Consider the following 12,647-nt stretch of genomic DNA (forward strand, 5'->3'; position numbering starts at 1 on the left):
CGCGTCGCGGGAGGCGGTCACCGTACGGCGTAGTTCGTCGATGTCGACGTCGACCAGCCGCCCGGCTGGAGCAGGGCCGGGAGCGTCACCCGTCGGCGCCAGTGCTGGACGCCGTTGCCAGGGCGCTCGACCCGGACACCGACGCCCGCGACCATCCGGCCGACGCGTTCTACGCCGACTACACCGAGCCGGACAGCTTGGCGGATGACGTTCCTGGACGGGGCCGGCAGGACCTTCTTCGTCGACTGGCTCGCTCCGCCGAGGCATCCTGGCGAACCTGCGCCTCGCCCTCGGTCACGACCCGCACGACCGGCGGGCCCACGACCCGGTCGAGGAGATGGGCGCGGGCAACGCGGAGTTCCGCCGGCTGTGGCAGCGCTACGACGTGCGGGGCAAGACCCATGAGGCGAAGTCGTTCCGGCACAGCGTGGTCGGTGAGTTGACATTGACGTACCACGCGTTCGATGTGCGTGGAGCCCGTGGTCAGCAGCCGATCGGGTACCGCGCCGAGCCGAGCAGTCGCAGCGCCGAGGCACTGCGGCTGCTCGGCACCCTGGCCGCGAGCAACTGGATGTCTGACGAAAAATTTCTGTGCCAGATTCTGGACGGCGAGACCTCGTTCTGACAAATGTCGGAATTGGACCTGGGCCGATCGACGATTGATGACCAGCTCACGTGGTGGGTAATGTGACCGCTCACATCGATATTCATCGTTGAGATGACGCCACACGGTCAAGGAGACATCCGATGTCCAGATCAGGCACCGCCCATCCGCCGCCTACCGACGGCCGGGTACCCACCGGCCGACGGCTGGCCCGCCGACGTCCGTACACACTGCTCGCCGCAGCAGCAGCGGCCACCCTCGGGCTAGCCGTCGGGATCGTGGCAGCCGGTCCGGCGGCGGTCGCGGCGGACAACCCGTACCAGCGGGGTCCGGACCCGACCCCCGCGAGCGTCGCCGCACCCAACGGACCGTTCGCCACCGCGCAGGTCAGCGTCCCGCCCGGGTACGGCTTCAACGGCGGCATGATCTACTACCCGACCGACACCAGCCAGGGCACCTTCGGCGCGATCGCCATCTCCCCCGGCTACACCGCGCTGTTCTCCGTCGAACTCGCCTGGATGGGGCCCCGGCTCGCCTCGCAGGGCTTCGTCGTCATCGGCATCGAGACCAACGACCGCAACGACTTCGACACCGCCCGGGGCACCCAACTGCTGGCCGCGCTGGACTACCTCACCGGGCAGAGCTCGGTGCGCAGCCGGGTCGACCCGAACCGGCTCGCCGTCGCGGGTCACTCGATGGGCGGCGGCGGCGCGTTCAGCGCGGCGCTGCGGCGGCCAGCACTGAAGGCCGCGGTCGGCTTCACGCCGTTCTCCCCGTCGCAGAACCTGACCAACATGCAGGTTCCGGCGTTGCTCTACTCCGGACAATACGACACGGTCACCACCCCGTCGTCGGTCAGCAACCTCTACAACGGGCTGCCGTCGACGACCGAAGGTGCGTACATCGAGGCCGCCGGGCTGGACCACAGCTTCCCGACCCGGCCGAACACGCTGCTGATGCGCACGATGATCCCCTGGGTCAAGATCTTCCTCGACAACGACCTGCGGTACACCCAGTTCCTCTGCCCACTGATGGACTCCTCCGGGGTGCTGCAGTACCGCAACACCTGCCCGCTCGTCCCGCCGGGCCTGCCGTCCCCGTCCCCCACCACCGCACCGCCGACGACCGCGCCACCGACGACGGCGCCACCGACCACCGCTCCCCCGACGACTGCACCACCCACGACGGCCCCGCCGTCGGGTGCCTGCACTGCCACCTACCAGACCATCGGGTCGTGGCCGGGTGGTTTCCAGGGTGAGGTGACCGTCCGGGCCGGCAGCTCGGCGATCAACGGCTGGACCGTCGGGTGGAGTCTCGGCAGCGGCCAGAGCATCACCCAGATATGGAACGGCACGCTGAGCACCAGCGGCTCCGCCGTGACGGTACGCAACGTGTCGTACAACGGCTCGCTGCCGGCCGCCGGCACCGCGACCTTCGGCTTCCTCGGCTCCGGATCGCCGTCGACGCCGTCCACAGTGACCTGCACCAGTCCCTGATCCCACTGAACGGTCCAGGGCGACTGAACGGTCCGGGGCGACGACAACAACTGGCCGTCGTCGCCCCGGACCGGCGCTCACCGCTTCCGCCGGTAGAGTAGGCGCAGCCCGTCCCGCTGCACGAAGATCTCCCGTCGGTCGACGGCTGTGCCGTCGCGGTCGAGCACGTAGCCGGTGAGCCACACCCAGTCGGCGTAGGTCCAGCGTTTGTCGACGGCGGTGACCCGGAACCGGAAGCCCCGGTCACCAGCGAACTGGACGCTGGCGGCGGCCCGATCGCCAGCACGTCACCCGGCTCAGGTGCCGGGGTCGATGTCGAGTTCACCGACGTACGGCAGCCGGGCCTGATCGCTCTGCCAGTCCCGCAGCGCCTGCTTGAGCAGCGACAACTCGTCGACGAGTTGGGCGATGCTCTGGTCGCGGCGGCGTAGCTCGGCGGCGACCTGGGCGACGTACGCCGCGACGTGCCGTGGGTCGAGGCCCCGCCAGCGGGTACGGAAGCGCACCCGGGCCACCTGCTCGGCGGTCAGCGGGACCGGCGCGGCGTCCCCCTCGTACGTCTCGCCGTTGACGCTGACCACCGGCGGCCGGTGCCGGCCGAATGACCTGGTCACAGTGCTTCTCCCTCCGGTGGCGGCGGTCCGGGCCAGGTCGTCCGGCCGCACCAGGGACACCATCTGACTTTCACCTTGAAGGCGAACAGTCCAGCCAGGAATCCCAGCAGGACCGCGCCGACCAGCGCACCGACTTCCACGAGGACCTACCCCCTCTTCGGTCGGGGCGCCGGCCGGCCGCCTTGCCGCGACGCCGGCCGGTGCCCAGGTGGGTGGGGATGTGCGTCCCTACAACCTGCTCAGGTTCCAGAGCACCGGCCGCAGGTCAGTAGATCGACATTCCATGATGCGACTACCGGGTGTCATACTGCCTCAGCACGGGTCGCGTATGCAAGACTTGCTTTCGAGAGTCTTGAGGATGCCCTGATGTTGTCCTGCCGACGCGGGACCCGCACACTGAGAGGGAGTGAGGGGAGCATGGACGTGGCCGCGCGCAAGCACCTGCCGACTGTTCGCCTGCGCCGCCTGGCATACCAGCTGCGCGGGATGCGCAGCGACGCAGGGCTCACCCGCGAAGACGCCGCCGAGAAGACCCACATGAACAGCGCAACCCTGTGGCGGATCGAAACCGGCAAGGTGCGACCGCAGAAGCGGACCGTCCTCGCCCTGCTCGACCTCTACGGCATCAGCGACGGGCAACAGCGCACAGAGCTGCTGGACCTGCTCAAGGACTCGAACCAGCTGGGCTGGCTCCAGGCGTACGAGGAAGTCCTGTCGGACGAGTACAGCGCCTACATCAGCTTCGAGGCCGAGGCCCGCAGCGTCCGCAACTACGAGCCGCTGTTCGTGCCAGGCCTGCTGCAGACCGAGGAGTACGCCCGAGCCGTCACCGCAGGAGTGCTGCCCGAGTGCAGCGAATCCGACGTGGCGCATCGCGTCGAGGCTCGGATGAAACGCCAGGAGTCGATCACCAAGGACACGCCGCTGAAGCTCTGGGCGATCATCGACGAAGGCGTGATCCATCGCCAGGTCGGCGGGGTCGACGTGATGCGCGGCCAGCTACGCCACCTCGCCGACATGACCAAGCAACCCCACATCACCCTCCAGGTGCTGCCGTACGAGGTTGGTGCCCACGCTGGCATGCACGGCGCGTTCGCCCTGATGGACTTTCCCGACCCGTATGATCCGGAGCTCGTCTACATCGAGAACCGGGTCAACGCGATGTTCCTGGAGAGTCCGTCTGAGATCGCCAGCTACAGCTCGCTGTTCGAGTACCTCCGCGCAGCAGCGGTCGACCCAGCAGGGTCGGTCAGGATGATCAAGAAGTCCATCGACCGCATGGACGAGAAGGGAAGATGACGATGAAGAACTGGCAACTGGAGAAGGCCGAGTGGCGCACGAGCAGCCGCTCCGGCGGCAACGGGAACTGCGTTGAGGTCGCCGACAACTTGGCAGCCGCCATCGCGGTACGGGACAGCAAGGACCGTTCCGGCCCCGTGCTCGCATTCTCCCCCACCGCTTGGGCGTCCTTCACCACGTCGCTGCGGGGCGAGTGAGACCAGCCCGAGTTGCGGATGCGTGACCGCGCCAGGTATCCGGCGCGGTCACGCCAACGCCAGCCATGGCCACTGCCCTGTACGCCGCAGTGTGCCCCGGCTCGCCGCCGGACATCTCGGACCCGTACCGCCCCATCGATACTCCGGCCGGCACCGGAGACCGAGCGAAATCCGGCTGGGAGGCCATGCTCGACCACCTCGCTAATCCCCACATTCTGGCTCGATATGTGGCGACCCAGCAAAATCTGTTTCTACAAATCTACCCATTCTCCATCTTCAACCGAAAAGACCAACTTCTGGGCAGCCGGTTGTGATTGAGCCCATTCAATAACCACTAACCTGTCGCCTTCGATTGCCAACTGCCCTACGATGTTGCCGGTCCCGTCAGGATCGAGAAACTGATCCGACCACATTGCGTGCCAGGCCACTTCTTTGCTACCCGGCTGCGGCGGATAGACGTAGACGATTCCATGACCAATACGTGGTCGCCCAACTGGTAGCGCCGAATCAATCTCAACCCCCCGCAGGTCTTCCGGCAGATAGTCAGCGAACGCTCTTCGCACCTTCTTCTCCACGCACCAGGTATCTCACACATATACCGAGAAGTCAAGCCACTTGGACACCTTCACTCGGAGTAGATATTACGGACGCCGCGATTATTCAGATCAATGACGACCGAAGCAACGACAAGCGTATCAACTACTCCAGCCAGATGCATACCAATTCAACCCCATCTGCGGAGTGCTGTCGAACCGATAGTTACCATTGCTCTGGCGATGGAACTTAGGGCTTTTGACCCACAGGTAGTATCGGCCGGGGTACTGTGTATCGGACCAGTTGTACTGATGAACAATACCGCCATGGGCAACAGTAGCTTCATACGCGGTATACCCAGCTGAACCAAAGCACTGGACAAGTTGATTCGCAGCATACGGTCCAGACCATCCCCACTGATTATACGTACCTCCACTTACTGGAGCACCCTGAGGCTGGGCCGAACTGAAGTACAGTCGTTCACCTTCTGCGAGAACGCGGTAAACCGCGCGGGTCGATTCGAATCTGAACGGCCTTGATCGCGTATTTCCGCCCCCTATCAAATGGTCTTCGATATAGAAGTCCGTGTCACCGAGCTTCGTTCCACCATACCCATATGATCCACTTCCAACAAAGTACGCATATGTGGCGGTACCAATATACCAGCACCCAATCGCAGCACAAACCCCATTGGCAACAGATAGACCATTGCCAGCTTCCGCTTTCATCCTCAACGCTCTAGAGCTAACCGGAGAAGGGCAAAACCAAGCCCCCTCTCTGAAATCCTCAGAGACAGCGCACTGATCATTCTTAATCTCCTGACTAAATTGATCCCTAGGATTCAACTCTTGGCCATGCGCTGGCGCAACCAAAAAGGTGAGCAACGACATGATTGTAAAAGCAGAAACTACACTTAACCTACGCATCACACCTCAATCTTGACGAAGGATATTCCTTACCCCAGATGGTAAGGGTCTAATTAATACAAGCGAATGGCAAAACTTGAGCAAGTTTCCTGACACCTTCATGACAGCATGACAGCGATGTCCTCAGCAACAAATCGTTCGTGAGGGTCGGAATGCTCGGCCCTCGGTGGCGGCCATCGCCTCTCTGACGCCGCCCTATCAGGGAACCACACCGACGTGAGTGGCGATTTCCCTGATGCCCGGCAGAGCGTTCCGCGTGTCGGGGGCGAGCAGGTCGCGGATGAGGCTCTGTGGCCGAGGACTGTAGCGGACCTCCTGCGGAGTGTCGGATTGCGCCGTGAGGAGTAGTCCATGACAGCCTCTACCGATCGGGCTGCGCGACGTTGCTCCGCGCGCCCTACGGTCCCCCGACCTGATTCCCGCCCTCAAGGTAGACAGTCCCGCTGTCCGTCGCCGCTTCGAGAGCGGCGGCGGCCCGCCGAGCCAGCAGCGACGAGAGCCGCTGTTGCGCCTGCGGCAAGGTCGACCACGCCCAGCTGCGCAACTCCTGCAGCGGAAGCCGGATCGCGTCGGTCTGCGATGCGTCCAGGACACCGCCGTCGTACACGAACATGACCCCTTCGGTGCGGCCGGTGCGAGGCGGCACCCAGTCGACCACCAGCAGCCGGCCGGGAGCGACCGTCAGGCCGAATTCTTCGGCCAGCTCACGGACCGCCGCCTGGTACGGCGACTCGTCGGCCTCCACCACCCCACCTGGCAGCTCCCAGTAGTCCTTGTACGTCGGCTCGACGAGCAGGATCCGACCGTCACGGTCGCGCAGCAGCACGGCCGCACCCATCCGCTTGCGCGGCAACGTCGCTGTGTAATCGTCCGGCGGGGAGCTCACCACCGGAGGTTAACCGCCTCAATGTCCAGCTGACGGCGGCTTCCGCCCGGCAGGGCTCATGGCGCCGGGCCGCCCGTACCGATCAGGAATCGAGAAGCACCAGCCGCTGCAGCACGGCTAGCGTGACCCTCGGTCACACCCGACAACGACAAGGAGCGACACGATGGGCAAGGCAGGCACTGACGGTTTCTCCGAGGGCGAGCGCGCCGCCATGAAGGAACGCGCCGCAGAACTCAAGAAGGAGACGACCCGCGGTCGTGGCAGCAAGGCAGCCGCCGAGGAGCTCGACGTGCTGTCGAAGATCGTCCAGATGGAACCGTCGGACCGCGCACTGGCCGAACGCATCCACGCCATCGTCACCACCAACGCCCCCGACCTGTCCCCGAAGCTCTGGTACGGCCAGCCGGCGTACGCGAGGAAGGGCAAGGTCGTGTGCTTCTTCCGTAGCGGACACGCGGACAAGGAGCCCTACTCCACCTTTGGCTGCACCGCTGCCGCCAACCTCGCCGACGACAGCGGCCTGTGGCCGACGTCCTTCGCCGTCGCCCAGCTCAGCGAGCAGGCCGCAGAGACCATCGCCACCCTTGTCAGAAAGGCCGTGAGCTGACGTGCAGGTACGCCTTCGGCCGAAAGCGGAGCGCCGGTGACGGGGTGGATTGCGGTACGATCGCTGCGCCGTGCATGACTGCTGCCCGAGGAGGTGAGTCCGATCAACGCTGTGACAGGTCGGGACTCCCTCCCCCGCATGGTCTAGGGAGCGCCCGCACAGGGCTCTCGAAAGGCGCGTACCGCGCATGCACAACATCCAGGAAAACACTTCGCCGTCGACGGCGTACCCGCTGTGCTCTGGACCTCAGCCAGCAGCGGATCCGACCGACCGCCGGTGATCGTCATCGGCCACGGCGGCGGCCAGCACAAGACCGCTCCCGGCGTCCTGCACCGCGCCCACCGTTTCGTGTCCAGCGGCTTCGCCGCCGTCTGCATGGACGCTCCGAACCACGGCGACCGTCCGACCGACGAGCGCTACCAGCGCATCGCCACCGAGATCCAGACCGCTGCCAGCTCCGGCAGCGACCTGGCCGCGCTGCTCGCCGACTTCCACGCCCTGGTCGCCGAGCAGACCGTTTCCGAGTGGCAGGCCGTCCTCGACCACCTCGACGCCGGGCCGGTCGGCTACTGGGGAGTCTCGCTGGGCTGCGGGCTCGGCGTACCGTTCGTCGCCACCGAACCGCGAGTGCGGGCGGCGGTCCTCGGTCTCGGCGGTGCCGCCGCCTCATCCACGCTGGAAGCTGCGGCTCGCGTCACCGTGCCGGTCGAGTTCCTGATCCAGTGGGACGACGAACGGGTGCCCCGGGAGCAGAGCCTGGCCCTGTTCGACGCGTTCGGCTCGACCGAGAAGACGCTGCACGCCAACCCGGGCCGGCACGCCGACCGGCTCCCGGAACACGAGCTGGACAGCACGGTACGGTTCTTCACCCGGCACCTCCTGCCGCACTGACCAGCACTGACCAGCACTGATCGAAGCTGGCACCCGTCCGGATCGACTCGGGCTCAGCAGACCCGGTTGCCGTCCTCGAGACGGCGGGTCCGGCGTACCTGCGCGAACGCGGCACTCGATCACCTGCTGCCCCGTACGGCTCCTGACGCGACGCGGACGAACGGTCCGTGACCGGCGGAGCGCTGCTGGGCCAGGGCCTCGGGCAGAGGCATGGGCCGAAGGCACCTGGCCCAGCGGCATCTCACGGGCTGGAACAGGTCAGCGACGGCGAAGACGGTGAGCCGGAGCCGAGGAACCCGAAGGTCGCGGTGCCACCGGCCGGCAGCGTGCCGTTGTAGTCCACATTACGTACCGTGACGCTGGAACCGCTGGTGCTGAGGCTACCGTTCCATAGCTGACTGATGGTCTGCCCGCTGCCGAGGGTCCAGCGGACGGTCCAGCCGTTGATCGCTGTGCTTCCTGCTCGTACGACCACCTCGCCCTGGAAGCCACCGGGCCACGAGCTGACGGTCTGGTAAGAGGCGCTGCAGGCACCTGTGGTTGGTGGCGCGGTGGTTGGTGGCGCGGTCGTCGGTGGTGGCGTGGTGGGCGGCGCCGTCGTCGGCGGTGCCGTGGTGGGCGGCGCTGTGGTGGGCGGCAGCGGCGTCCCGGACAGTCTCGGGCCCGCGCAGGCGGTGACAATGCCGGGGACGTCGTTTGCCGCGTCGAGCGAATAGCTGTACGGCGGGTTCGTGAACGGAGTGACGCCACTACCCTGGGCACCTGTGTCACGCCGACCGCTGGTGTTGTCGTAGACGTTTCCCCGCGCGGTGATGTACGTGGGGTTCGAGTCCTGGAACCGGTGCGGGTCCCGTATGTCCTTGAAGTAGTTGTTCTCCACGAGGACGGAGGCGTACGATCCGGTGCCGATGGCGTACGCGTTCCCGGGGGAATTGTAGTAGCTGTTGTAGACGTGGCCTTTGCCGAACAGCATTCGTGGTCCACGCTGGTCAACCAGATCAGCGAACCAGTTGTGGTGGTAGGTGGCGTTCAGCTTTCCGCTGTCGGTGTCGCCGTGGGTCGAGCCTCCACCCACCAGGCTGGCCAGCCTGTGCGAGTGGGAACTGTTGGTGTACCAGAACTTGACCCAGGACACCGTTATGTAGTCGACGCCTCGGGTGAGGTCCAGCAACCCGTCGCTGGCGTCCCACAGGTTCAGGTGGTCGAACCATAGGTGGTGGGCGTTACGCGCGGCGATCGTGTCGGCCGGGCTGCTGCCCTGGCCGCCGCCCTGCACGTTCAAGTTGCGGATGATGATGTTGCTACCGCCGTTGATGTTGATGCCACCACGGATCGTCGCGTTGGAGTCTGCGCCGATCAGGGTCTTGTTGCTGCCGACCTCCACGGCCGACGACCCAGTGCTGATCGTGCCGGATATCCGTAGCACGCGTGGGGTCGAGTCGTTGGCGTACTGCCGAAGGTCGCTAAGCGATGTCACCGTCTGCGGGGTGGCGTTGCCGCCGCCGGTCGTCGTGGCGACACCGTTCGCCGACACTGACGCCCAGCCGAACAGCCGGTCATCGCAACTTGCCAACACTGATGCCGCTGGTTCGTCGGCCGGGGCCTGAACAGCGGCAGCCGACATGCCGGACACGGCGAGTGCCCCGACAGCGGCGAGGGTGACAGCCACACCAAGCACGGTCGTCATACCTGGTGGACGGCGTGTTGTGAAAACGCTGGTCCCAACGTTCTTCACGAAGTGCCTCCTGGTTCTACTGCGATGGACGCGGCCAGAAGTCAGCGAAGTCTGACTCAGATGAACACAGTTCCCGAGGTACACAGATCCGTCGGCAATGCCCATGCCGTTCGGATGCGCTGGCGATCCCGGCCCTGTGGCACCGAAAGCCAACCGGAAGCGGTGGGCCGCATACCGTTCCGTTCGCGCTGAACACACAGCCGTGAACCGTCGGAACGGCGGCCCGGTCACCGGCCGACGGATGCCCTCAACGAAGCACAGATCACACGGCGCATAGATATTCAGCTATGAAGGAGATTAACTGCGGCGACGTCGATCGTCAAGCAGTTCCAGCCACTCGGTAACAGCCCCGGCCGACCGATCCACCTCTCGGAGCTACTGCCGGTCGCCTGACCGACGCCGGTCGGCGTCTCGGATGGCGTGCCGGACAGCAAGGCGAATGACCCAGTAGAGGAAGACGAACCCGACCGCGTAGACGACGAGGGCACCAACGGGGACGGCGAGGGAGCCGATCTGCAGGATGTCGGACACCCCACCGACGATAGGGCTCTGGCACGAACGCCAACGCCCGCCCTGTTGACGCAGCCGGCGGAGCGCATATGGTGCGATCTATGCCGAACTTGAGTGGGACGGACGAGTCGACCTGTACGCCGGATTCTGTCCCGTACGCGCCGGTTGCCCGGTCGCGCAGCGGGGGCGGCCATCCATCTAGGCCTACCGTCGCCGGCAGGCTCCAGCGGCCTACCCGCAGACTCGGGCGGGCAGCCCTCGAACGCCTGCGCAGGTCGGCGTCTCGCGACACCGGCCCTCTTGGCCTTGCTCCGGGTGGGGTTTACCGAGCCATCCCGGTCACCCGGGATGCTGGTGGGCTCTTACCCCACCGTTTCACCCTTACCGGGCGTTTCACCGCCCGGCGGTCTGTTTTCTGTGGCACTGTCCCGCGGGTCGCCCCGGGTTGCCGTTAGCAACCACCCTGCCCTGTGGAGTCCGGACGTTCCTCGGCAACAGGGGACATGTCCCCCGCTGACGCGGCCGCCCGGTCGACTCGTCCGTCCGAGGATCAATCGTACGCAGCCCACGATCATTCCCGCCCGCAGGCCCGGCAGGCCACCACGACCAGCCCAGAACAGTGATCTAGAAGGATTATGGTCGATATACCGGCCAAATCCTTCTAAATCCACCGCATGACCTATGCCCGCAGCCAGGCAACAGCCAGGCGGCTCAGGTCAGCAACTCCACCGGTGGCTGGCCGCGCTCGCCCGGCGGCAGGTGGCCGATGTCGTTGAAGCTCACCAGGGTCGGCGGAGCGTCGCTGCGCCACTGCACGATCGTCAAGCCGCAGTTGAACTGGTTCAGCCCGAGCCACCGCCAGTACGGCGCGTCCAGCGCATGCCGGACCGCCCAGCCGATCACGAAGTTGTGCGTCACCACCAGTTCGTGCCGGTCGACGTCGCCGACCCGCCCCCAGTGGTTCACCGCTGCCTGTGCCCGTACCGCGCCGGGGTCGCGCTCCTGTTCCGGGACCGCGTCGACGAAATCGGCGTACCGCTGCGGCACCGCCTGGTCGGCGCGCCCGGGAGCCGGCACCGGCGTCACGTCGGCGGCGAACCGACATTCGTGCACCGGGACCCCCGGTAGGAAAGCCGCGATCTCCTCGGCGGTCTGCGCGGCCCGCGCCGCCGGACCGTGGTGGACGGCGTGGAACGGCACAGCACGCAGACGCTGACCGAGCCGGCGCGCTTGGCGCCGGCCGAGCTCCGACAGGCCTGGGTCGGACCCGGTCTCGTCGCTGTCCTGCTCGCCGTGCCGGACCAGGTACAGCAGCGTCCGCGCCATCCGATCATCATCCCGGCCCCGTCGCCGTCAGTGGGCCCGGGCCGCAGGAGTTCGCGCACGAGTTGAAGGTCAGCAACCTTACCGGCGGCAGAGAGGGTATCTGGCCTTCAACTCGAGCGCGGATCCGGCGGAGTGGCGGTCGGCGCGGGCAGGAGAAAGCAGGCTCAGCGGTCAGCGCGGGCAGGACGAGCAGACCCGGCGGTGAGCGCGCCGAGAGCGGGTCAGCGCAGGGCGCGGGCCAGCAGCAGGACGCCGATACCGACGCCGAAGGCGACGATGCCGAAGCGCAGCACGGTCGGCGGCAGCTTGCGCACCACCCGCGCGCCGACGTAGCCGCCGACGATGGTGGCCGGGGCGACCGTCACCGCCGCGACCCAGTCGACCGGGCCGAAGACGGCGAACACGGCGACGGTGGTCACCCCGACCGCCGCCGACAGCAGGTTCTTCAGCGCGACGACGCCGTTGAGCGCCTCGTCGAGCACCAAGGCCAGGCCGGCGACCAGCATCACCCCGAGCGCGGCACCGAAGTATCCGCCGTACGCGGCGCAGAAGAAGGTCATCGCCTGCAGTGACATCTGTTCGCGCCCGGCTGGCAGGTCGCGGGGTTCACCGACGACACGCCGCAGCTGGTTCTGGAAGCCGAGCACCGCCGCCGCGCTGATCACCAGGAACGGCACGATCAGCTCGAAGGCCCGGGGCGGGGTGATCAGCAGCAGGACGCAGCCGAGGACCGCCCCGGCGACGGCGGTCGGGACGAGGCGCCACAGTCCGCGGCGGCGCGGCAGGTCGTCGCGGCTGCCGACGGTGCTGGCCACGTAGCCGGGGCAGACCGCGATCGCGTTGGTGACGTTCGCCGACACCGGCGGCAGCCCGACGGCGATCAGCGCCGGGAAGGTGATCAACGAGCCGCCGCCGGCCGCCGCGTTGACGGTGCCGGCCGCCAGCCCGGCCCCGACCAGCAACGCGAGCGCGGGAAGATCCATCCTGCGAGGCTAGCGGCGCACCGGCCGCCCGGGTCAGGC

The 12,647-nt window shown here is 66.6% G+C and carries 13 protein-coding genes and 1 other RNA gene; 6 read left to right on the top strand and 8 right to left on the bottom strand.

The window, feature by feature from the left end; genetic code table 11:
- Positions 1 to 268 precede the first annotated feature (268 nt).
- Together O7621_RS25795 and O7621_RS25800 are read left to right on the top strand one after the other, a co-directional pair.
- Positions 269 to 625 (top strand): hypothetical protein, encoded by a 357-nt coding sequence (locus O7621_RS25795; protein ID WP_348775333.1) that lies wholly within the window; start codon positions 269 to 271, stop codon positions 623 to 625.
- Positions 626 to 747: 122 nt separating this feature from the next.
- The gene (locus tag O7621_RS25800; protein ID WP_282231624.1) at positions 748 to 2,100 is read left to right on the top strand and encodes a cellulose binding domain-containing protein; all 1,353 of its coding nucleotides are present in this window, start codon (positions 748 to 750) and stop codon (positions 2,098 to 2,100) included.
- Between the two features lie 296 nt (positions 2,101 to 2,396).
- Here the strand turns inward: O7621_RS25800 and O7621_RS25805 are convergent, their stop codons facing one another.
- Entirely contained in the window at positions 2,397 to 2,777 is a 381-nt protein-coding gene (locus tag O7621_RS25805; protein WP_282231625.1) for a DivIVA domain-containing protein, read from the bottom strand.
- Between the two features lie 354 nt (positions 2,778 to 3,131).
- On the opposite strand from O7621_RS25805, the gene O7621_RS25810 reads away from it, so the two are divergent.
- Positions 3,132 to 4,013 carry a helix-turn-helix transcriptional regulator gene (locus O7621_RS25810; protein WP_282231626.1) on the top strand — a complete coding sequence of 294 codons (882 nt, stop codon included), beginning with the start codon at positions 3,132 to 3,134 and terminating at the stop codon, positions 4,011 to 4,013.
- Entirely contained in the window at positions 4,010 to 4,210 is a 201-nt protein-coding gene (locus tag O7621_RS25815; RefSeq protein WP_282231627.1) for a DUF397 domain-containing protein, read from the top strand. Before O7621_RS25810 ends, O7621_RS25815 begins: the two co-directional genes overlap by 4 nt.
- Before the next feature lie 251 nt (positions 4,211 to 4,461).
- On the opposite strand, the gene O7621_RS25820 is transcribed toward O7621_RS25815, so the two are convergent.
- Both O7621_RS25820 and O7621_RS25825 read right to left on the bottom strand, forming a co-directional pair.
- Positions 4,462 to 4,785: a hypothetical protein gene (locus O7621_RS25820; RefSeq protein WP_282231628.1), complete on the bottom strand. Its 324-nt coding sequence runs from the start codon at positions 4,783 to 4,785 to the stop codon at positions 4,462 to 4,464.
- Positions 4,786 to 6,067: 1,282 nt separating this feature from the next.
- Positions 6,068 to 6,556, bottom strand: coding sequence for an NUDIX hydrolase (locus tag O7621_RS25825; RefSeq protein ID WP_348775264.1), 489 nt, complete (start codon positions 6,554 to 6,556; stop codon positions 6,068 to 6,070).
- A 163-nt stretch (positions 6,557 to 6,719) separates the two neighbouring features.
- Between O7621_RS25825 and O7621_RS25830 the strand changes: the two genes are divergently transcribed.
- Complete coding sequence (locus O7621_RS25830; RefSeq protein ID WP_282231629.1) at positions 6,720 to 7,163, top strand: DUF1801 domain-containing protein; 444 nt, start codon at positions 6,720 to 6,722, stop codon at positions 7,161 to 7,163.
- A gap of 234 nt (positions 7,164 to 7,397) precedes the next feature.
- The gene (locus O7621_RS25835) at positions 7,398 to 8,054 is read left to right on the top strand and encodes a dienelactone hydrolase family protein (protein WP_282231630.1); all 657 of its coding nucleotides are present in this window, start codon (positions 7,398 to 7,400) and stop codon (positions 8,052 to 8,054) included.
- 241 nt (positions 8,055 to 8,295) lie between these two features.
- On the opposite strand, the gene O7621_RS25840 is transcribed toward O7621_RS25835, so the two are convergent.
- The 5 genes from O7621_RS25840 to O7621_RS25860 all read right to left on the bottom strand — a co-directional run bounded on the left by O7621_RS25840 (position 8,296) and on the right by O7621_RS25860 (position 12,608).
- Positions 8,296 to 9,723, bottom strand: coding sequence for a cellulose binding domain-containing protein (locus O7621_RS25840; protein WP_282231631.1), 1,428 nt, complete (start codon positions 9,721 to 9,723; stop codon positions 8,296 to 8,298).
- A 441-nt stretch (positions 9,724 to 10,164) separates the two neighbouring features.
- Positions 10,165 to 10,320: a hypothetical protein gene (locus O7621_RS25845; RefSeq protein ID WP_282231632.1), complete on the bottom strand. Its 156-nt coding sequence runs from the start codon at positions 10,318 to 10,320 to the stop codon at positions 10,165 to 10,167.
- Positions 10,321 to 10,419: 99 nt separating this feature from the next.
- Positions 10,420 to 10,837, bottom strand: an RNA gene (gene rnpB, locus O7621_RS25850) — RNase P RNA component class A.
- A 173-nt stretch (positions 10,838 to 11,010) separates the two neighbouring features.
- Positions 11,011 to 11,625, bottom strand: coding sequence for a histidine phosphatase family protein (locus O7621_RS25855; protein ID WP_282231633.1), 615 nt, complete (start codon positions 11,623 to 11,625; stop codon positions 11,011 to 11,013).
- A 221-nt stretch (positions 11,626 to 11,846) separates the two neighbouring features.
- Complete coding sequence (locus O7621_RS25860; RefSeq protein WP_282231634.1) at positions 11,847 to 12,608, bottom strand: sulfite exporter TauE/SafE family protein; 762 nt, start codon at positions 12,606 to 12,608, stop codon at positions 11,847 to 11,849.
- Positions 12,609 to 12,647: the final 39 nt, after the last annotated feature.

This window comes from Solwaraspora sp. WMMD937 (assembly GCF_029581175.1).
GTDB lineage: Bacteria > Actinomycetota > Actinomycetes > Mycobacteriales > Micromonosporaceae > Micromonospora_E.

Bases quoted from the DNA above. Each gene is read 5' to 3' on its own strand.
- O7621_RS25800 (WP_282231624.1), top strand. From the start codon at position 748: ATGTCCAGATCAGGCACCGCCCATCCGCCGCCTACCGACGGCCGGGTA.
- O7621_RS25805 (WP_282231625.1), bottom strand. From the start codon at position 2,777: ATGGTGTCCCTGGTGCGGCCGGACGACCTGGCCCGGACCGCCGCCACC.
- O7621_RS25810 (WP_282231626.1), top strand. From the start codon at position 3,132: ATGGACGTGGCCGCGCGCAAGCACCTGCCGACTGTTCGCCTGCGCCGC.
- O7621_RS25815 (WP_282231627.1), top strand. From the start codon at position 4,010: ATGACGATGAAGAACTGGCAACTGGAGAAGGCCGAGTGGCGCACGAGC.
- O7621_RS25830 (WP_282231629.1), top strand. From the start codon at position 6,720: ATGGGCAAGGCAGGCACTGACGGTTTCTCCGAGGGCGAGCGCGCCGCC.
- O7621_RS25855 (WP_282231633.1), bottom strand. From the start codon at position 11,625: ATGGCGCGGACGCTGCTGTACCTGGTCCGGCACGGCGAGCAGGACAGC.
- O7621_RS25860 (WP_282231634.1), bottom strand. From the start codon at position 12,608: ATGGATCTTCCCGCGCTCGCGTTGCTGGTCGGGGCCGGGCTGGCGGCC.